This is a genomic window from Streptomyces sp. NPDC048111 (assembly GCF_043202815.1).
GTDB lineage: Bacteria > Actinomycetota > Actinomycetes > Streptomycetales > Streptomycetaceae > Streptomyces.
This window is the reverse complement of record NZ_JBIDBD010000022.1, coordinates 51,126-71,070: the sequence shown is the minus strand read 5'-3', so window position 1 is coordinate 71,070 and position 19,945 is coordinate 51,126. Positions and strand designations below refer to the sequence as shown.

The 19,945-nt window shown below is 69.7% G+C and carries 14 protein-coding genes and 1 pseudogene; 9 read left to right on the top strand and 6 right to left on the bottom strand.

Annotation, left to right across the window (positions count from 1 at the left end; all coding sequences use genetic code 11):
- Nucleotides 1-191: 191 nt before the first annotated feature.
- The gene (locus tag ACGF3I_RS27030) at nucleotides 192-830 is read right to left on the bottom strand and encodes a TetR/AcrR family transcriptional regulator C-terminal domain-containing protein (RefSeq protein ID WP_393136337.1); all 639 of its coding nucleotides are present in this window, start codon (nucleotides 828-830) and stop codon (nucleotides 192-194) included.
- Between the two features lie 63 nt (nucleotides 831-893).
- Between ACGF3I_RS27030 and ACGF3I_RS27025 the strand changes: the two genes are divergently transcribed.
- Nucleotides 894-2,135 (top strand): beta-ketoacyl-[acyl-carrier-protein] synthase family protein, encoded by a 1,242-nt coding sequence (locus ACGF3I_RS27025; RefSeq protein WP_393136335.1) that lies wholly within the window; start codon nucleotides 894-896, stop codon nucleotides 2,133-2,135.
- Nucleotides 2,136-2,717: 582 nt separating this feature from the next.
- Here the strand turns inward: ACGF3I_RS27025 and ACGF3I_RS27020 are convergent.
- The gene (locus ACGF3I_RS27020) at nucleotides 2,718-3,185 is read right to left on the bottom strand and encodes an HIT family protein (RefSeq protein ID WP_393136333.1); all 468 of its coding nucleotides are present in this window, start codon (nucleotides 3,183-3,185) and stop codon (nucleotides 2,718-2,720) included.
- Nucleotides 3,186-3,397: 212 nt separating this feature from the next.
- Nucleotides 3,398-4,516 carry a hypothetical protein gene (locus ACGF3I_RS27015; protein WP_393136331.1) on the bottom strand — a complete coding sequence of 373 codons (1,119 nt, stop codon included), beginning with the start codon at nucleotides 4,514-4,516 and terminating at the stop codon, nucleotides 3,398-3,400.
- Nucleotides 4,517-4,847: 331 nt separating this feature from the next.
- Between ACGF3I_RS27015 and ACGF3I_RS27010 the strand changes: the two genes are divergently transcribed.
- Nucleotides 4,848-5,357, top strand: coding sequence for a hypothetical protein (locus ACGF3I_RS27010; RefSeq protein WP_393136386.1), 510 nt, complete (start codon nucleotides 4,848-4,850; stop codon nucleotides 5,355-5,357).
- 799 nt (nucleotides 5,358-6,156) lie between these two features.
- Here the strand turns inward: ACGF3I_RS27010 and ACGF3I_RS27005 are convergent.
- Nucleotides 6,157-6,468, bottom strand: a complete 312-nt coding sequence (locus ACGF3I_RS27005; RefSeq protein WP_393136329.1) for a hypothetical protein — start codon at nucleotides 6,466-6,468, stop codon at nucleotides 6,157-6,159.
- 315 nt (nucleotides 6,469-6,783) lie between these two features.
- Between ACGF3I_RS27005 and ACGF3I_RS27000 the strand changes: the two are divergent.
- Nucleotides 6,784-7,402: pseudogene (locus ACGF3I_RS27000) on the top strand (dihydrofolate reductase family protein).
- A gap of 609 nt (nucleotides 7,403-8,011) precedes the next feature.
- Here ACGF3I_RS27000 and ACGF3I_RS26995 read toward each other — a convergent pair.
- Nucleotides 8,012-8,794, bottom strand: a complete 783-nt coding sequence (locus ACGF3I_RS26995; RefSeq protein ID WP_393136327.1) for a phosphotransferase enzyme family protein — start codon at nucleotides 8,792-8,794, stop codon at nucleotides 8,012-8,014.
- Nucleotides 8,795-10,432: 1,638 nt separating this feature from the next.
- On the opposite strand from ACGF3I_RS26995, the gene ACGF3I_RS26990 reads away from it, so the two are divergent.
- Nucleotides 10,433-11,299: a hypothetical protein gene (locus tag ACGF3I_RS26990; RefSeq protein WP_393136325.1), complete on the top strand. Its 867-nt coding sequence runs from the start codon at nucleotides 10,433-10,435 to the stop codon at nucleotides 11,297-11,299.
- A 340-nt stretch (nucleotides 11,300-11,639) separates the two neighbouring features.
- On the opposite strand, the gene ACGF3I_RS26985 is transcribed toward ACGF3I_RS26990, so the two are convergent.
- The gene (locus tag ACGF3I_RS26985) at nucleotides 11,640-12,845 is read right to left on the bottom strand and encodes a cytochrome P450 (RefSeq protein WP_393136323.1); all 1,206 of its coding nucleotides are present in this window, start codon (nucleotides 12,843-12,845) and stop codon (nucleotides 11,640-11,642) included.
- A gap of 561 nt (nucleotides 12,846-13,406) precedes the next feature.
- On the opposite strand from ACGF3I_RS26985, the gene ACGF3I_RS26980 reads away from it, so the two are divergent.
- The 5 genes from ACGF3I_RS26980 to ACGF3I_RS26960 all read left to right on the top strand — a co-directional run bounded on the left by ACGF3I_RS26980 (nucleotide 13,407) and on the right by ACGF3I_RS26960 (nucleotide 19,913).
- Nucleotides 13,407-14,894 carry an FAD/NAD(P)-binding protein gene (locus tag ACGF3I_RS26980; RefSeq protein ID WP_393136321.1) on the top strand — a complete coding sequence of 496 codons (1,488 nt, stop codon included), beginning with the start codon at nucleotides 13,407-13,409 and terminating at the stop codon, nucleotides 14,892-14,894.
- On the top strand, nucleotides 14,891-16,087 hold the full coding sequence (locus ACGF3I_RS26975) for an MFS transporter (RefSeq protein WP_393136319.1): 1,197 nt from the start codon (nucleotides 14,891-14,893) through the stop codon (nucleotides 16,085-16,087). Before ACGF3I_RS26980 ends, ACGF3I_RS26975 begins: the two co-directional genes overlap by 4 nt.
- On the top strand, nucleotides 16,084-17,085 hold the full coding sequence (gene sbnA / locus ACGF3I_RS26970) for a 2,3-diaminopropionate biosynthesis protein SbnA (RefSeq protein WP_393136317.1): 1,002 nt from the start codon (nucleotides 16,084-16,086) through the stop codon (nucleotides 17,083-17,085). The genes ACGF3I_RS26975 and sbnA overlap by 4 nt, the downstream gene beginning before the upstream one ends.
- A gap of 93 nt (nucleotides 17,086-17,178) precedes the next feature.
- Entirely contained in the window at nucleotides 17,179-18,186 is a 1,008-nt protein-coding gene (gene sbnB, locus ACGF3I_RS26965; RefSeq protein WP_393136315.1) for a 2,3-diaminopropionate biosynthesis protein SbnB, read from the top strand.
- Nucleotides 18,180-19,913 (top strand): FAD/NAD(P)-binding protein, encoded by a 1,734-nt coding sequence (locus ACGF3I_RS26960; protein ID WP_393136313.1) that lies wholly within the window; start codon nucleotides 18,180-18,182, stop codon nucleotides 19,911-19,913. The genes sbnB and ACGF3I_RS26960 overlap by 7 nt, the downstream gene beginning before the upstream one ends.
- Nucleotides 19,914-19,945 lie beyond the last annotated feature (32 nt).

The window sequence follows — 19,945 nt, the reverse complement described above, 5'->3', positions numbered from 1 at the left end:
TCGTCCACACCAGCATCCGCTGTAGCCCGCCCGAGCGCCGCGCCCGCCCTTCCTGGCCGGGGCCCGGAGCCCCGCCCTTCCTGGCCGGGGCTCGGAGCCCCTTGCCTTCTCGTCACCCGGTCCATCAGCGCATCGTGACGGCCGTGTCGTGAGCCAGAGCCACGCCCATCGCAGCGGGGCGCGCGTCGTCGTCACAGGCCCGCTGGCCTGGGCCGGCCGCCCTCGGGTTCGTCATGAATGGTCAGTGCTCCGGCGAGGTCGAGGTCGGCGACGCTGCCGTGTGCTCCGGCGCGGACCAGCAGCACTGCGCCGAGCGCGGTGCTCCAGAACGTCCTGGTCTCCGTGCTGAGTGGTCGTCGGGTACTCCAGCCGCGACTGTCCAGGAGCTGGCTCACGAAGCGTTCGGACTGCCGGAACAGCAACTGGAGGTGTCGGTCGACCACGGGGGCGAGTTCGGGCTTGGAGATCCCGGCGGCGAGTGCTCGGGCGACGGGTGGGAGTGAGGGCATGGCCAGTACGGCGCGGGCGATATTGCGCCTGAAGGTCGTCGCGTCGGGGGCTTGGCGGCCGATGCGCTCGATCCGCCGGGCGTCGTGCAGCAGGCCGAGAAAGGCGGCGTGTACGAGGAGTGAGTCCTTGGAGCCGAAGTAGTAGGTGACCTGGTTGGGGAAGACGCCTGCCGCGTGCGCGATCTCCGCGACGCTCAGGTCGGCGCCGGGCCGTTCTCTGCCGAGCTGTGTAGTCGCCTCAATCAGCCGGCGTCTCGTCGCGCGGCCGCGGTCCCGCGTTCGAGCCGACGTTGATCGTGCTTCGGATCGCTTCTTTTCCACGCCCGGATTGTATGTGATACAACAAGGCTCGTCTGTTTGTATCGCATACAAGAAAGGCTGGGCATGCACCCGACTGAAGTCGTCGTGACCGGACTCGGCGCGATCACCCCGCTCGGTGGGAACGTGGAGTCCACCTGGGACGCCCTGCTTGCCGGCGAGTCCGGTATCCGCCGCAGCGTCCTGCCGGGTCACGAGAACACCGGCCTTCTCGACACCCTCGCGGGCACCATGCCGATCGACCCTGCCGGGCTGTTGCCGCCGGTACAGGCCAGGAGGCTCGACCGCTCGCAGCAGGCGGCGCTCGTCGCGGCGGCCGAGGCCTGGGCCGATGCCGGCACTCCTGAAGTGGCCCCGGACCGGCTCGCATCGGCGATCGGCACGGGCATCGGCGGCGTCCAGACGTTGCTGCGGGAAGACGACGCCCTGGAGGCGGCCGGGACACGGCGCGTCTCGCCGCGCACGGTCCCGATGCTCATGCCCAATGCGGCGGCAGCGCTGATCAGCATCGAATACGGTGCACGGGCCGGCGCCTACACACCCGTCTCGGCGTGCTCTTCAGGAGCCGAGGCGATTGCCCTGGGTGCCAGGCTCATCCGTTCCGGCGAGGCGGACGTGGTCATCGTGGGCGGGACCGAGGCCGCGATCACGCCGATCACCGTCGCCGGCTTCGTCCAGGCGCAAGCCCTGTCGCGGTACGCGGGCGAACCCGCCGCAGCCTCCCGACCGTTCGCCACTGACCGCAGCGGATTCGTCCTCAGCGAAGGCGCCGCTGTCATGGTGCTCGAAAGCGCCGAACACGCCGGCGCCAGGGGCGCGCGCGTCCACGCGGTGCTCGCGGGCGCCGGCATCGCCGCCGACGCTCACCACATCACGGCGCCCGCTCCGGACGGCTCGGGTCAGATCGAGGCCATGCGGAAAGCCCTCGCGCAAGCGGGCTTGGCTCCCGAACAGATCAGCCACATCAACGCCCACGCCACCGGGACTCCGGTCGGCGACGCCGCCGAGGCACGCGCGATCGGGGAGACGTTCGACCGCGCCACCGTGACAGCACCCAAGGCGGCGCTCGGCCACCTCTTCGGCGCTGCCGGCGCAATCGAAGCGCTCATTGCCGTCCTCAGCGTGAAGCACGGTGTCATCCCGCCGACCCGCAACCTCACCGCAGCCGGAGTCGATCTCGACATCGCCCTCGATGTCGTCGCGGAGCGACGATACGTTCCTCAAGAGGCGGTGCTGAGCAATTCCTTCGGCTTCGGTGGGCAGAACGTCTCCCTCATCGTCACCAACCCACGGCACCGCGCCTCCTGAACAGCCCCGACGGCTCCGTGAGCTGCATGAATGCACCGATTTCGGTGGATGGCCGCTGCTGATTGACCAAGCTGGCAAAACTCTCGCGAGTGCCGGGCCCCAGGCGCCGAGCCGGTCCCGCACATCACCGCACACGCCCACAGCGCCGGATCGGTAGACCTGGCGGAGCACACCGGGGTGCAGGCCCGGGCCTTCGCTCAACGCCCGTCCCTGATAGCGAAGTTGGGGAAGGGGTGACGCGGTGGTTATCGGCGCGCTCATGTACACCTTCGCGGCGCCCTCCACCCTCAAGTTGCGGCCGGCTGCGGCGCTGCACTTGCTGACCAGGACGTGAAATACTCGCTCAGCCGCTTCAACAGGTGTCGCCGGGGCACCCGAGGCCACGAGGCCGAACTGGTGGGAGTAGGAGGCGGTCGGGCGGCAGCCGTATGCGTGACTCGCGATCGGAGTCCTGAGTAGACCCCGCTGGGTCCCGGCCCTTTTTAGCGATCGTGCCCTCCTGACGTGACGGAGGACAGCTGCGTGGCAGACGTAAAGCCCGAGGCCGAGGTCAGGTTCTGGCCCACAGATTCCGTGGTCTGGTTACTGAGTGCCCGGATGCCCGTGGAGTTGCGCTCGTAGAGAGTGGGCCATGTGGTCTGCCTGGTCAGCGGTTACCCACTCCCGCTCTGGTCGCCGAAGCAGGTCGAAGATGCCCGGCCCACGATGCTCTGCCTGCAGATCCGTCATGCGCGGAACGATGTGGAAGTGTACGTGCGCGAAGCCCTCGGCTTCGGCGAACTGGACGACGTACGTCTTGGGGCAACCAGTGATGCTGCGCAGAGCTCGGGAGAGCCTGACCTGCCATACCCCCAAGGCAGATGCCTCGGCGTCGGTGAGATCGTGAACCGCTGTGACGTGGCGCCGGGGCAGTAGCACCAGCCAGCCCGGTACTGCCGTGTTGAAGGCGTGGGCCACCCGCCAGTGCTGGTCGTGTACCACTCGCTCTCGTGGTGGAAGGTCGTCGAACTGCGCTTCCTTGCTGCATGTGTAGCAGTCGGGAGTCGTCATGAACTGAGATCGTAGAACTGCCGCGCTGCGAGACGGCTGTTGGCCTTCGCTGGCTGGCTAGCCGGCCACGGCAAGAGCCTTCTCTGCCGCAGGAGTTGAGAGCCGGCGTGTCCGAACACCTGGCGCTTCAGCATCCCGATCCGGTTGACTTGGCCCTCGACCACCCCCAGGTTCCAGGGCAGGCGCAGGCCGGCAGTGATGGCGGCTGGAGGCTAGAAGAGGTCGGTCAAAGTGCTCTGCGTGAGGTTTTCCACGATCGTGCGCAGCCACGGGTCGCGCACGGCCGGCAGCCGGGCCAAAGTATGCAGGAACGTTCCCCGGTCCGCTCGGAACGGGCGGTGGGGGAGCGGAGGAAGCGGATCGTCGCGCAGGACCTCGTGGGGTGTGCGGCCCGAGGCGGGAACCGGCAAGTAGGGCTGGGGCGAGACCAGCCACAGCCACACCCCCAAGGGCAGGGGTACCAGGTAGGCCGAGCCGGTGGGGCCGGTGGGGCCGATGGGGGTGGTCCAGGCCGTACCTGTCTGGGGATGGACAGGGACGAGGAGGATGTCGACGCCCGCGTCGGGGGAAGGCTGTCCCGGTCCTGCTAGGACGGCGCGCCGCTTCGGGGTGCCTGCAGGCAGCAGGGCGTCGAGCGGGCGTTGGAAGACGTCCGCGGGCAGACCGCTCGGGACTTTCACTGGTTGCCCTTGGGAGGCAACCAGCAGGTGAGCGAGCGCCTGGCCGGCTGCCGCCTCCCACTGCGGGCTCCACGACCAGTAGTGGTTCAATCCCATCCGCCCTCCCCAGGTGACGATCGGCTCGATCGGGGGCGTCATCTTCTCCTCTTCTGCCAACTCCGACCAGGAGAGGGGCGCCGCGCGGAAACCGTCAACGGGAACGCGGTGCACGGCGCCCGGGTGAAGCCGCACTGTCTGCCAGAGGGAACAGTCGTCGACCCTGGTCGCCACGGGGAGAGCGCATGTCTCGCAGGCCATGTTGGGTCCGTCGGCTCCGTCGAGACCGCAGCACGCACCGCCGCGTTGCTCAGGAATCAGCCGGGTGCCACGGATATCGCCGGGCGCGATGACACTGTCCCCAGGTGTGTTGTCGGACAGAGCATGGACCGGCGCGTAGATGCCGCGCGCCTCCGCCTCACCCTGGTCGATCTCGTCCCACGTCTGCCACGGCCCTCCCCAGGGTTCCGGGTCCACTGCGAACGTCCCAGCCTCCATGAGCACCGGAAGTTGTGCCCCGTTCCCGTACTTCTGACGAACGTGGACTGGCAGGGGGACCTGAGACAACGAGGTGGTCAACTCGGCTCCGCAGCCCGCACATACGAAAACGAACAACTGTCCTCCGCCTGGCAATCAGGCGCATCCTCCCAGCTTTCGGACAGTCGGCCAACGTGTTTTCTCATGCGGTGAGGAACGGCGCCTGCCGTTGTCAGGGGGCACCAGAGAGATGCGGACAAGCGTCCGCCCACACCCTTGGCGCCGGCATCGACCGCGGCCGGGATGGCGTTCTCGCGGGCCTCGCGCTTCCCTGGAGCTGCGGCGTCGTCGTAGGTCACATGTCGACCGGAACGTTCTGTGGAACCGTATTGTCGAGCGCGCGTCTGTAGCCGTGGTGTTAACGAGTGGCTGCGCCTCTGAAAGTTCTGGAGAATCCGGTGTTGTGACTATGGGAATCTCCGGCTTCGAGCCTACCTTCCTCGTCGGGCTCGAAGCCGTCCGCGAGAAACACCGAACACGGTTGGCGAAACTGGGCGGGCGGCGCCTGACCGGGTTCGCGCTTGTGCGCTTTGTTGAGGATGGGGAATGGTTCGCTGATTGTCCGGTTGTGTTGGACTTCGACGGTGTACAAGTCGATCTCTGCCACTGGAAGTTGGATGAGCTGTCGATCGGCTGGAACACCATCGACACCACTGCCGTCATCACCGATTGGGAGTGGGCGGAGTTCACGCCTGCGTGGTCCAGCGTCGATGAGCGGCTTGAGCCGTTCGTCGGCCGGGAACTGCGCGAAGTATGCCTGCTCGAATGGCGCCCGTCGGGACTGGACCTGGCCGATGGCACCATTGCTGTGGAGTTCACTTTCGATGCGTGTCGCTTCCGTATCTGCAACGGCCTCGACGAAAACACCATCGAAGTGGGGGATACGCACCCGGACTTCGTGAGGCATCGGCTGGGCTGATCACGTCGACTTCCGACGGGCCTCGGCGACCGGCAATAGGGCTGTCCTGCCCAAAGTGTCAATGTGCAGGAGTGTGGGCCCGGCAGGGAGGGTCGCCGACCAGCCTGTTGAGCTGCGATCAATCCGTCCCGGCCGTCAGTTACAGCTGCTTGCCTGTCCCCAGCGAGCGCGAATCAGACGACCATCTTGTCCAAATCGACTGTTTCTTGGGGGGGAGTTGGACCGTCGTGAGGTCCTTGGGGATGTAAAGGTCGCCGAGGCGTGCGCAGACCAAGTGATGGTCAGGTGACAGATGTTCGGCCGCGCGAGCTTCAAACTCCCCTGCGTCTGCGTCTGCGTCTGTTGGCGTAACGGGTATGCGTGATGGTGAAAGCCGCCTCTTCCTCCCGCTGGTTCGGCCGCAGGGGCCTCGGGCGCTCGGAAAGCACCTGTTGTCGGGACCTTCCGACCAGCTGCGGGAGCGGCGGCCCTCAAGCTTGGACGTTCCGAGGTCGGTACGGCCACCATCTCCTGCCGGCCGGAGCTGGTGGCAGAGGGGAGCCGGAGCCCTGCACCCAGGAGCGGACGGCGCCGGTGTCATCCCCGACCGGAGGGCGCCAGGGGTTAAGGGTGCGCGGGTGCTGGGTGCCCGGCCTGTCGGCGATGCCGCGGTTGGCGGCGGATGACGGGGACCAGGTCGGCGATGGGCGCGCTGTGGCTGGCCCGCGCCTCGGAGTGACCTCCCGGCCCTGGGGCCAGCCGGCGAGGACGCGCCGCCACCGCTTGTCCGGGACGCCGAACCTGGACGCACTACGGATCGTCAGTCGGTGCGGAAGCCGGCTATCACCGAGGCCGGGTAGCGGCTGCCGGCGGAGCCCTGGAGGAGGACCTCCCGGATGCGGGCGAGGTCGGCCTCGGTGAGTTCCACGTTGGTGGCGCCGACGTTCTCCTGCAGACGCGTGGCGTTGCGGGTGCCGGGGATTGGGGATCGGGACGACGTCCTCGCGCTGGGCGAGCAGGGGCGACCTCGCAGCCCACGTGGCCTTACGGCCAGAGGCAGGGCGCCGATCGAGGCGGGCTGGTCGACGACGACGAGCACGATGCAGTGGGTCGTGATCAGCTTGGTGAACACACACCTCGCGGAGCTTGGGTTCGCTGTTGCGCAGCCGCTTGCCGAGGGTCTTCCTGGCCGAGGTCGGCGCGGTCGTCGTGATGTTCGCCCCTGCCAAGGTCCAGGGCGAAGGAAGACGTCGATGTCGTTGGCGCCGATCACGCGCAGCCCCTCCACCAGGCTTTGCCTGGCCCGGTGGCCCCCCGGATCATCAATAACAGGGGGAGGAGTACGACTGAGCGATGAGTTTGCGAGCCCGGAACGGTCTACCCCAGCAGTGCATGAGGACGGCTCACCACGAAGGCGACAAGAGGTCGCGACCAGGAGGACGGCACAGTGACCGAACATGTGGGCAAAGTGACCTGTGACCTCTCGATTTCCGTTGACGGGTACTCGGCAGGGCTCAATCAGACGAGCAGCGTCCGTTTGGCGACGACGCCGGCGATGGCTGGGGCAGCAGACTGCACGGCTGGATGTTCGAAACACCGCAGCAGCGGCAGGCTGACTCGACCGGCTGACGGCGGTCGGCGCCTTCATCATGGGGCGCAACATGTTCGGCCCCGTGCGCGGCGCATGGGATCGGCCTTGGAAGGGATGGTGGGGCAACAATCCGCCCTATCACGCACCGGTCTTCGTGCTCACCCACCACCCGCGCGACCCGCAACCGGTGGACGGCGGCACCACGTTCCACTTCGTCACCGACGGCATCGAATCCGCGCTGCGGCAGGCACGCGGGGCAGCCGGGGAGCGCAATGTGTCGATCCATGGGGGTGCGACCACCGTCAACCAGTACCTCGCCGCCGGCTTGATCGACGAGTTGCGGCTCCACATCGTGCCGTTCACGCTCGGTGCCGGCACGCGCTTGTTCGACGGCGTGCCGTCACTGAATCTTGAGCAAGTGGAGTCGCGAGCAGCGAACTCGGTCACGCACGTGACCTATCGCGTGCTGTCTTGAACTGAGGGCGTGGTTCCCCCTCTCGGGGAGTTTCGTACGGGGGAGTTCCGTACGGGGAAACGAGCCCGGGGGAGCGGGCTGGCGGCTGCGCGCTGGTGCAACAGGGGCAACGCGGGTGCCCTGCGGGGCGATGGGGGGATCGAGTGCGCAGTGATCAATAACCAGGACTGTCGCGTCAGCTGCGCGGAGCTGCGCCGGAGGCCGAAGCTGATCGCGCTGATGAGGGCGCCCTGCTGTTGTCAGCCTGAACCCACCAACTCCCGGCGTTTCAGGGGTAGTTCGCTGTACAGTCAGCGCAGTCCGTTCGCGGACAGTTGACGGCTTGAGCTGTGCGCCGCCGGCTGTCTCCCAGCGGCTGCAACAGCAGAGGACACGATGCTCTTCGACTTCGCCCTACCGCGATGAGCGCTACGGCGTGCCGGGTATGGCCCCTTCCCCGCCGCGCTCCCGCCGGCACCGGCAGCCTCCGACGCCGCAATGGTTCCAACCGGACTCTCGTCTTGCTCGGTGCACCTCGGCCGGGGTACCTGATCGGAGAAGGTTGCTGCGAGCCCGACTGAGCGATCCAGTTCGAGAGGGCGTTCAGCGTCAGGAGCCAGGCAAACATTCTCAGCTCGCGAGCAGGGACTGCATCCAGTGGTCTTCGCGCTGCTCGATGTATTCGGCGTCGTTTTGCCAGGCGTCTACGTGACCTTCAGTCTGCAACCTTGACCAGGGCTGGGCTCCTTGGGCTGCCTGGTCGCGCAGGAAGTCGTGCATGGAGCGCGTACGGCGCCCCAGCATAGGGACCAATTGTCGACGCTCTGACTCGCTGAGGCCGTAGGCATCGGCGAAGATTCGCAGCCGGTTCGCCGCGTCCGGGCTCTGCCAGTCTGGATCCGGCGACAGCGGGATGAACCCGTGAATGGCATACGCGACATCCCACAGGCGCGAGCCGGGGCCTGCGGTGTCCCAGTCGATGAAGGCCCAGCGCGCCTCATCCGCGACCACCAGGTTCCAGGGGGCCAGGTCATTGTGGGCGATGATGTCGATGCCTTCAGCGGGGATCAGCGTCTGCCACTGGGCCTCCGGCGGCGGCGTGAAATCCTGCACGGCGTCGTGGAAGTCCCGGATCAGGCGTGCGACGTGGGCCAGTTGTCGAACGGGTTCCATCAGCGAGAATCGGTCGGGCCAGACCACATCTCCCGGCATGAAGGTCAGGACCTCGCGCCCCTGGTCGTCCATGCCGAGAGGGCGAGGCGCAGCGTCGAATCCTGCCTCGTGCAGATGGGCCAGCAGGGCGTGCACAGCGGGAGTCCATGGTCCGGCCGGACGGCGAACTGTGTCCCCGACGCGAACGACACCGTCACTGACGTTGCCTCCGGACAAAGGCTCTTCCTCATCGTGGCACATCGAAGCAGTGTGTCGGATCAGCCGGCCGTGATCATTCGATTAACGGGAGGCGCCGGAGTCGGGCCGCTGCCCGATCACGGTCACCATCGCGCCGCATGCCGCCCAGGACCCGGAGGACAAGCGCGTCCGCCCCATCGTCGCCCGGCTCGATTCCCTCGGGTCCGCCTTCGAGGGCGGCAGCTGGGGGCGGCGGGCGCATCGGAACAGCAGTGAGGGCCGTTCGACCTCCCCAGGTTCCCCGGCCCTCCTGCGACCCAGCGATGTACGGGTGCCCTGCCGCGGCCCTGCCATGCGCTTCGACGCAGCACGCTCTTGTAGAGATCAGCCTTGCCCGGACCCGGTCGAGCTCACGTCCCCAGCTGTTGGGACATCCTCCTGATTGTGGTGCGCCATGCTGGCTCCATGACAACCAAGGGGTGGGGCATGGCGACTGTGGCCTGGAGCATGGTTGCCGTGCTGTTTGCGGGGACGACAGTGTGGGCCGGGGCCGGCGGGCTCGTGCGGCTGGGACTGGCCGGAGATGAGGTCCGGGTTCGTCTTTCGCAGTGTCAGCGTGAAGGCGGAGGGCGAGGGGGAAGCTACGTCGAGTGCTCCGGTGAGCTCGTGGATGGCGGGAGCACGGACACTGTGAGGGTGCGTTATGACGGCAGACAAGGGGAGGTAGTGTCCGCCGCCAGGACGCCGTGGGGAACCCTTGAGGTAGTGGACACGAGCTTCACATCGTGGGGGACGGCAGTGCTGTATCCGTTGCTGCCTCTCGGGGCTGCGGCGCTGGCTGCCTACTTCGCCTTGAAATCCGGGCGCCGCAGAAACAGACAGACCTGGGCACGTCTCCGACCTCCGGGAGAAACCGCCCTCTGAGCTACCTGCAGGCGAATGGGCCCCGCCCGATATCTCCGGCAGGAGACCTCACCGTGTCCACAGAATCCTGCTGCGATGAAGAGACGCGTGCAGCTCACCGAGCAGGTTGTGCGATTCCGTGACTACTTTCCGGCCGCGGAACGGGAAAAGTTCCTGGCAGACCTGATCCCCCCTTGAGCTCGATGCAGGCCCCTTCACACCAGCTCCCGAGTACGCCTCGTCGATCTCGGAGCGATGGCTCGCCGGACCGTCGGCCGCCGTGAACATCCTGGCCGGCACTCGACACCCGCCACCGCAGCGCCCGGCGCGTGACCTTGTATGCGAGCGGGGCGGTCGGTTATCCCACTGTGGCCACTCGACCGGACACGATGGGCTCCACGGCCGGTACGTCACCGAGGATCCCCGCCCGCTCCCTGGCGCTCGGCGAGACGGTCAACGGCCGTCCCCCAGCGGTTACTTCGGGTTGCTGCAGTCCTTGAAACCCTGGCCGCGGGACCGGAATGGACATCGCCTTGGCGCGATTCGCTGGCCGATTCCTGTGACGCTCTTTTGCGCGAGCGGTCCCGTCGGCGAACCGAGCCATCCGGAGCGCTCAGCTACGCCTGAAATGGCTTGTCCCAAGGCCGGTTGCCGACCAGGATCACCTCGTGACGACCAGAAAGGGCCGTGCCCTCTCGGCGCGTCCCGCTCCGTTCTCCACTGTTCGCGCCCCCCGTCACCGCACTGCACCGTGGTGCCCGTTGGCGGTGACCGACTATCGCTCAGGAGAGCCCGCCCGTGCAGAAGACCGCTCTCGTCCCCTACGCCGACCTCCCCCGAATCCATCATGAACGCCACGTCCTGACGAGCAGTGTCGACGTCTTCGGCGTCGCCCACTGGCTGCTTGCCGACCGCGCTCCGCAGCCCGGCCTCGACGTCCTGCCTTTTGACGCGCTGGTCGTCTCCGTTCATCCGGGCGGCTACGTCGAGCTCACCGAGCTGAGTGCCCTGCGGGCCCGCTGGCCGCACCTGGACCGCCTGCCCGACGGCGGGTTCGTCGTTGCAGCCTCTCGCGCCCGCCGGTACGAGGACGGGGACCAGGTTCAGGTCTTCGACGCGCTCGGCCGCGAGACGCTGTCCTTCTCCGTCGGGGACGCCATCGAGCACCTGCTCACGGACGAGGCCGGCCGCATATGGGTCGGGCACTTCGACGAGAACCCGGTCGGAATTCGCTGCTGGAGCTCCATGGGCCACATCTGCTGGACATCGGACGGCGCCGGCATCCCCGGCCTCTTCGACTGCTACGCGCTGAACGTGTCGGGCACTACTGCCTGGGCGTGCCCGTACACGGACTTCCCGCTCGTCGAGATACGCCTCAAGCGCCCCGCCCGGCCTGTGAGGGTGTGGGCGAACCATGTCCGGGGTGCCCAAGCGGTGGCGGTCCACGGCGGGCGCGTCGCCTTTTACGGCGGGTATGGCGAGGAGCAGGACCGACTCGCCCACGGGGAGCTCACCGAAACATCAGTCGAACCGACGGACGTCGGTTTGCTCACTCTGCCCGACGGAACCCTTCCCGGCGGCCGCCGGGTCGTCGGCCGAGGAAGCAGGATCTACGTCCAGGCCGAACCGTTTACCGCGTGGAACGTGCTCGACCTCAGCCGCTGAGCAGCCGCGTTGGTCGTGGTGCATTTGCCCGAGTCCCGCTCGGGCCGGCCTGCGAACCGCGCCGATCGGGGCGGTGAGTAGGACGATCTCCCGTACGGCTTTTTCAACGCCGCCGGCGCGGGCCGAGTTCAAGCAGTACGTTCTCGGGCTGGGCGGAGGTCAGGGGTGGATGGCGTCCATGAGCGCGCCGGGGAAAGGACTCCCGGTTGCTCGACCGTGTACCCCCCCCGTACAGGAACGCGCTCTCCGGTACGGGGGAAAGCCGGTCGAAAGGGAAGCACGGGGGGCGGTCACGCGTCGGCGGGGGCGCCGAGACGCGCTGAGCAACCGGAAGCCTTGCCTACCAGCGCACCGGCAGTGCTTGCAAGCTCCGCATGAGGCTGGGGCGCCACCGTGGTGTGCTGGCACCGTCGAACGCCAGGTGGGGGAAGCGGTCCAGCAGGATACGTAGGGCCAGGGTCGCCTCCAGCCGTGCCAGCGGGGCGCCCAGGCAGTGGTGCAGGCCATGCCCGAAGGCGAGGTGGGCACGGGTCTGCGTCGGATCACGGCGGATGTCGAACCGGTCGGGGGCGTTGAAGCGCGCGGGGTCGCGGTTCGCGGCGGCGATGGAGAGCACGACGCGTGCCCCCGCCGGTATCCGGGCGCCGCCCAGCGTGACCGGTTCAGCGGCGTAGCGGTAGGCGCCCGCTGGTGCGGGCGATTCGAAGCGGAGCGTCTCCTCCACGGCGCCCTCCATCAGCTCGGGGCTGGTGCGGAGGGCGGCGAGTTGCGTGGGATGGCCGAGCAGCAGGTGGACGGCGTTGGCGATGAGGTTGACGGTGGTCTCGTGCCCTGCGACGAGCAACAGAAAGGCCATGCCGAGCAGTTCCTCCGGGGTCAACTGGTCACCGCCGTCCCTGTCGTGGGCGCGGACCAGGGCGTGCAGCAGGTCGCTGTCCGCGGCGTCCCGCAGCCCCCGTTTCGCCTCCGCCAGCCCCGCGAGGTACGCGGCCATTTCCTGGCTCGCGCGGGCCGACTGCTCCGCATCGTCGAGGGCGACGACCTTCGTGGACCACGCCCGGAAGGCATCCCGGTCCGCATCAGGCACGCCGAGCAGCTCACAGATGATGGTGAGCGGCAGCGGATAGGCGTACGCGGCCACGAGGTCGGCGCGGCCGTCGGCCGCCACGGCGTCGAGAAGCGCGCCGGCCGCCTCCTCGACGCGGGGCCGCAGTGCCTGGACGCGGCGGCCGGTGAACTCGCGGGCCACGAGCGTCCGCAGCCGCGTGTGGTCGGGCGGGTCGACCTGAAGCATGTTGCGGCCCACGGAGTACAGCCCGTCGCCGTCGAAGTCTGCAGAGTGCCGTACGTCATTGCGCAGCCTGGGGTCGGCGAACGCGGCACGCACTTCCTCGTGCCCGACCACCAGCCACGACTCGTCCCCGGTGGGGAACCGCACGTGGTGGACCGGGCCGCGGGAGCGCAGCGTGCTGAACGCGGAGTAGGGGTCGGCAGTGAAGTCGTCGGTGAGGTCGGCGAGTTGGACGGTTTGGCCCTGCGTGTGCATCGGTGGCTCCCGAGTTGAAGTGGGGGCAACTCCCCAGTTAGTCGTCAGTCGCGACCGTAGCATGAAGTGGGGAGCAGTCCTCGTTTTTCGTTTCGTGGCCTTCTCCCAGCGCAAGCCCTCGGCTACATCACGCAACGGCGCGCGACGGGGGCCAGTGAATGTGTCAGCCGCCGGCGCGCGGGCCCGGCACTGCGGGAGGGGAGGCATGGGCCCGCCCCCTTCTGTGCCGGTGCGCGGCGGATCACGAGCGTCGGCATGCCGAGCCCGCCTCCGGTGGGGGCGGCATGGGTGAACGCCCTTTGCTTGCGCCCGACTTGGCCCCCGGGGCCCAGGCGGCCCCGCCCCGGAGGCCCGAACCGTCAACGAGGCATCCGCGCGCGTGAAGCCAATTTTCCCCGAGGTGTATCCGGAAGCAGGCCGTCCGGGTCTTTGAGGGTGTAGCCGCCGAACGAGGCTCCGGACATCCACGAGCCGGACGCACGACACGGCCGTACACGGCGGCTCTCGCCGGGCGCATCGCGCCCGGAGACCCTTTCGGCGATCTGAGGACGGGTGTTTGGCGTGCGCATTGCGCTGGTGGGCGGCGGAGCCGCAGCGGTGAGCCTCATGGACGGTCTGCTCAGGCACGTCCCGGCGGCGGAACCTCTGGAAGTCGTCGTATACGAAGCAGGCGCGCGGCCGGGACCCGGCCGCGCCTACCGGACCGACGAGGACTGTGCGCTCATCAACGCCAGGACCGCGGTCATGTCGGTCCGGACCCATGAACCAGGCCATTTCCTGCGGTGGTTGGGCACCACCCCCGCCGGACTCGGCACCCGCCACGCGCAGAGCGGAGCCGACTCCTTCCTGCCCCGCTGGGTGTTCGGCGAGTACCTCGCCGACTGCCTGGAACGGGCCTGCCACGGCGGACGGGTGCGCGTCGAACGCAAGCGGGTGCATCGACTGGTGACCGGCGAGGACGGGATCGCGGTCGGCACCTCGGACGGCGCGTTGGCCGCGTACGACCGTGTCGTGCTGTGCGTGGGCGGGGGCGAGCCCGCCAGGACGTACGACCTCGAAGGGGCTCCCCGCTATCGCCGCGACCCCTATCCGCTCACCGACATGGCCGAGTACATCAGGCCAGGGGACCGGGTGTTGATCGCCGGCACCGGTCTGTCCGCCGTGGACACCGCGCTCGCGCTGCGCGAACGCGGTCACGACGGTCCCATCACCATGGCGTCACGGCGGGGGCTGCTGCCCGCCGTGCGCGTCAGCAACGGCAAGAGCGACCTGGTCGCTCTGACACCGCGACGCATCACCGGGGCCATGGAGCGTGACGGTGCGCTGCGCCTCGAAGCCCTCGGCGAGCTGCTTCTGGAAGAGCTGGCGCGGGTGGGTGTCACGGCGCAGGAGGTGGCCGAGCGCGTCCGGCCCGGGGTCGACGCACGCTCCCGGCTGCTGTACCAGTTCCGCGAGGCGGATACCGGCGGTCCTTGGCAACGCGTCCTCACCACCGTCGCGATCCGCAGGGCCGAGACGCTGTGGCGGCTGCTGCCCGACCGCGAGCGCGGCCGGTACCTGCGCGGCTGGCACCACGTCTTCCAGAGCGAGTGCAACCCGATGCCGCCGATGACCGGCGCCGCACTGCTCGATCTCATCGACGACGGCCAACTCACCGTCAGGGACGGCACCGAGGACATCCGCGTCGAGAGCGACGGCTCGTTCACGCTCCTCGCGCGGGGCGAACGCCACACCTTCGACACCGTCGTCAACACCGTCCGCGGCACCACGTCCGCCGTCAGCGCCACGGCAGGCCCGCTGATCTCCGGTCTCATCGCGCAGGGCACCGCGACCCCGCACCCCTACGGCGGCATCCGCGTCGACCCGGACACCCACCGCGTCGTCGCACAGGACAGCACCGCCCACCCGCGGCTGCACGCCCTCGGCGACATCACCGCCGGCGAGTTCTACTACACGAGCTCCCTGGAAGTGGTCACCCGGCACGCGGACCGCATCACCGACGCCCTGCTCGCCGCCGTCCCCGGCACCGCCGAAGGGGCCCTGGCATGAGGGCCGCGCCCCGGGCGGACACCACCTCGCTCGCCCTGTCGGCCACCGTGGCCGTACCCCAACTCGGCCTGACCGCCCTGGTCCCGGCCCTCCCCGCCATCACGCGCGATCTCGGCGGCGGCGCCGGAGCCGCACAGGGGACCATCACCGCCTACCTCCTGGGGTTCGCGCTCGCGATGCCGCTCAGCGGGCTGCTCGCCGAGCGGTTCGGGCCCCGAAGGGTGATGGTGTGGGGCCTGGCCCTGTTCGGCGCGGCGTCACTCCTGTGCGCCGCCGCCCCGACCATCGACACACTCGCGGCCCTGCGCTTCCCCCAAGGGCTCGGCGGCTGCTCCGCGACGCTGCTCACCCGACTGATCGTGGTCCGCGACCTGCCGGAGCGCCGCCACGTCCCCCTGTTCTCCCTCCTCGCGTCGGTCACCGCGCTGACCCCCTGCGCGGCCCCGCTGTTCGGCGGCTGGCTGACGCAGTACGGGGGATGGCGGGCGGCGCTCGTCATGGTCGCCCTGCTCGGCGCGGGCGCGGCGCTCCTGTTCGTGCGTACTGTCCCGGACAGCCAACAGGCCTACCAGGTAGCCGAGTTGAGCGTTCGGGAAGCCCTCGCCGACTACCGTCGTGCGCTGCGTGAGCCCTCTTTCCGGCTCTGCGTGACCGCGATCAGTGTGGCGTGGATGGCCTACTGCGCCTTCCTCGCCGGGTCCGCCCCCGTCCTCGAGGGCGCCGCCCTGGGTCTGTCTCCCGGCGCCTATGGCGCGCTCGTCGCGCTGGTGGCCTTCGGCTATGTCGCGGGCAGCCTCACGGCACGCCGGCTCATCGAGCGTGCGGGCACCGCCGCGCTGTTGCGGAGCGCCTCGCTCGTCGTCCTGTCGGGCGGGGTGCTCCTCCTGGCGGGCGCCGCCCTCGCGCCCACCTCAATCTGGGCGGTGGCAGGGCCGGCCGCGGTCGTCCTCGCGGGTGTGGGGCTGACCGTTCCCGCGGCCCAGCTCGGCGCCCTTCGGGGGCGCGGGGGCAATGCCTCCGGGCTCTTCTTCTTCCTCCAGATGCTCGCCGGCGCGTTCGCCGGCTGGGCCACCGGGCTGCGGCCGCCCGGCAGCCCCTTCGCCCTGGCCGTCCTGGTCGCCGTGCCCTGCTGCGCCCTGCCGCTGCTGGTCCGGTCCCCTCGCCGCCCCGTACTCCCTGGGAGTCCCTCATGATCTACACACACGTCCACGACATCGTGACCGACGACGTCGTCCTGGAGCTGCCCGGCTTCCTGTCCCGCGCTCGCACCTTCCTCAAACTGGAAGGGCTCAATCCCGCGGGGTCGGTCAAGCTCAAGACCGCGGTGGCCCTGGTGGAGAGTGCCGAGCGGGCGGGGCGGTTGGGTCCGGGCTCCCGGGTCATCGAATCGTCGTCCGGCAACCTCGGAATCGCCCTCGCCCAGGTATGCGCCGCCAAGCGCATCCCGCTCACCGTGGTCACCGACCCCAACGCCAACCGCCAGTCCGTGCGGATCATGGAGTCCCTGGGCGCCGACGTGGTCGTAGTCCAGGAACGAGACGCGAACGGCGGCTACCTGGGCACCCGGATCGCTCTCATCGTGGACCGCCTGGCCGCCGATCCCGGCCTGGTCTGGCTCAACCAGTACGCCAACCCGGCGGGCCCGGCGGCGCACCGGGACCGCACCGCCGCCGCCCTGCACCGTCAACTCCCGCACCTGGACGCGCTGTTCGTCGGCGTCGGCACCTCGGGGACCGCGATGGGATGCGTGGAGTACTACCGCACCCACTCTCCCGGCACCCGTCTGTACGCCGTCGACTCCGAGGGCTCGGTGACCTTCGGCGGCCCGGCGGGGGCCCGTCACATTCCCGGCCTCGGCACCAGCAGGCGTCCCGAACTGTTCCGCGACGAAGGGCATTTCACGAAGGTCGTGGTGCCCGAGGCCGACGCGGTGCGCATGTGCCGCCGGCTCGCCAGGGAGCACGGGCTGCTGGTCGGCGGGTCCACCGGTACCGTTCTCGCCGCCGTCCGGCGGACAGCCCACCTGCTGCCGGACAGTGCGCGCATCGCCGCGATCTCGCCGGACCTCGGCGAGCGCTATCTGGAGACCGTGTTCTGCGACGCCTGGGTGCGCACCCACTTCCCGGCCCTGCGCCTCGACGCTCCCGGCGGCCACCGGGCGGACACCGCACCGGCCGTCGCGGCGCCCTAGGGGCCCGCTCCCTCCCTCGCCTGACCCGCTCCGCGACACCGCTCGTCGTCCTTCCCTCTCACCCGTACCGACCGTCCAGGAGGACAACCCACCATGTCCGCATTCCATGTAGTACCCGGCGCGTTCACCGCGCAGGTCCTCGCCGGCTCGCGGCCCACCGTCATGGCACTGGTCGCCGAGGCCTACCGCACCCACGAAGCGGGCCGGACCATCAACCCGGACAGCTACTTCCTGACGTTCCCCGAGAAGCCGGACTCCCGCGTGATCGCGCTGCCCGCCTACCTCGGCGGCGACGTCGACACCATCGGCATCAAGTGGATCGCCAGCTTCCCCGGCAACGTCCGGCACGGACGCCCGCGTGCCTCCGCCGTCCTGCTGCTCAACGACTACGCCACCGGATACCCGATCGCCTGCATGGAGGCCGCGGGCATCAGTGCCGCCCGCACCGCGGCCTCCGCCGCCGTGGCCGCGCGGGCGCTGACCCCGGCGGGTCACCGGCGGGCCAGTACCGCCATCGTCGGCGCCGGAGTCATCGCGAGGACGGTCTTCGACTACCTGACGGACTCCGGTGCCGTCCTCGGTGACCTCGTGGTGCACGACCAGGACCCCGCGAGCGCCGACCACCTCGTGCGGCACGCGAGCGAGCGTCTCGGCTACCGGGCCACCAGGGCGGACTCGCTCGACGAGGCGCTCAAGGCCGACCTGGTGGTGTTCGCGACCACGGCCGCCGAGCCGTACGTGCCCGCCGACACGCAGTTCCGGCCGGGGCAGCTGATCCTGAACATCTCCCTGCGCGACCTGGCGCCCGAACTTTTGCTGACCGCCAACAACATCGTCGACGACATCGACCACTGCCTCAAGGCCCGCACCTCGCCGCACCTGGCCGAACTCCTCACCGGTGGCCGGGACTTCATCAACGGCACCCTCGGCGGCCTGCTGGCCGGCGACGTCGCCCTCGACCCCGGACGGCCCACCGTCTTCTCGCCGTTCGGCCTCGGCGTCCTGGACATCGCCGTCGGCCGCCACGTGCTCGGCGAGGCCATCGCCGACGGCGCGGCCCTGGACGTTCCCGGCTTCTTCGGGGAGACGCAGCGATGGTGAACACGGCTCTCATCGGATGCGGGCCACGCGGCCTGAACGTACTGGAACAGCTCGTGCACCGGGCGCGCACCCGCCGCCTCACCGGCACGGTCCACGTCATCGAACCCGGCCCGCTCGGCGTGGGCATCCACCACCCCGACCAGCCCGACTACCTCCGCCTGAACACCATCGCGGAACAGGTGACGGCCTTCACCGACGAGCACATGACCGACGGCGGCGGGATCGAGGGGCCTTCCTTGTACGAGTGGGCCGCGCGGCGCGGCCTGCGCGTCCGGGAGAACACGGGGGAGTCCGTCCCCGTACGCCCCACCCACCATCTGCCGCGCGCGGTGCTGGGCAGCTATCTGGAGTGGGCGGCGCGCAGGATCGTGGCGGCAGCGCCCGAAGGGCTGGTGATCGTGCGCCACCGGGACACCGCCGTCGAGGTGACCCGCGCCGACGGGGGCAGGGGCGAGCGGGTCGTCCTGAGCGCGGGCGGAGTGCTCGACGTCGCCGACGCCGTCCTCACCGTCGGCCACTCGGGGACGCCCGGTATGAGGTCGCCCGACCCGGCGGCCGAACCGGGCCGGTGGATCGCCGACCCCTATCCGCTTCCCGGCACGCTTGCCCACGTGGCGCCGGGCGACACGCTGGGTGTGCTCGGCGCCGGGCTGACCGCCGCGGACGTGGTGGCCGCCGCCACCGTGGGGCGTGGCGGGCGTTACGAGCAGAGCGCGGAGGGCCGCCTGCGCTATCTGCCCAGCGGTGAGGAGCCCGCCCTGGTCCTGCTCAGCCGCACGGGTCTCCCCGCCCGGGCCCGGCCGCGTCCCGGCGCCCAACGGGCCCGAGGCACAGTCCACTTGAGCCCCGCGGGGATCGAAGCGTCGCGTGCGCTGCGCCCGGCACAGCGGGTGGACTTCCGGCACGATGTGCTGCCACTGGTGGAACGCGAGATGCGACACCGGTTCACCGCACTCGCCGCCGCCCGGGGGCAACGGCCGGTGCTCCCGCCCGGCAGCCTCACCGGCCTGGTCGACGCCTGCGTACCGCGTGACGCGCTCGCTTCGCGTCACCACTACCGGGCCTGGTACGCGCAGTACATCGAGGACGACCTCCATGAGGCCGAACTGGGTCTGGAACAGAGCCCGTTGAAGTTCGCCCTGGAAGTGATGCGCGATCACCGCGAGGTGCTGCGCCGTGCCGTGGACGAGCCCGGCCTCACCGAGGAGTCCGAGGCGTACTTCTTCGGCTCGTTCGTCCCGGCGGTCAACCGCGCCGTCATCGGACCACAGCGGCAGCGCAATGCCGAACTGCTGGCGCTGCTCGCGGCGGGCGTCGCCCGGCCGGGCCCCGGGCCCGGGCCGCGCATCGTCTGGGAGACGGCCCGGCGCCGCTGGAGTCTGACCTCCACCGCGCTCGCGGTGCCCACGCTCGACCACGCCGACCACCTCGTCGCCGCCCTCTCTCCCGCCCCGCAGGCGGCGGCGTCCCTCAGTCCCGTCGTCCGGGGGCTGTACGCCGCCGGCCGGATCCGCGCCCGCCGGGCAGGCCCCCTCACGCTGGGCGTCGACCTCACCCGGGACGGAAGGCCCGTCGGACGGGGCGGACGCGTCCAGCAACACCTGTTCGTTCTCGGCCCGTTGGGGGAGGGCTCCAGCTACTACAACCACTACGTCGTGTCGCCCGGCGGGCCCTCACGGGCGACCGAGGACGCGCGGCGGGTGGCCACGCTGGTGGCGCCCGGATAGGCCGTCGCGCCCCCGGTGCGGCCGGCGGCCTC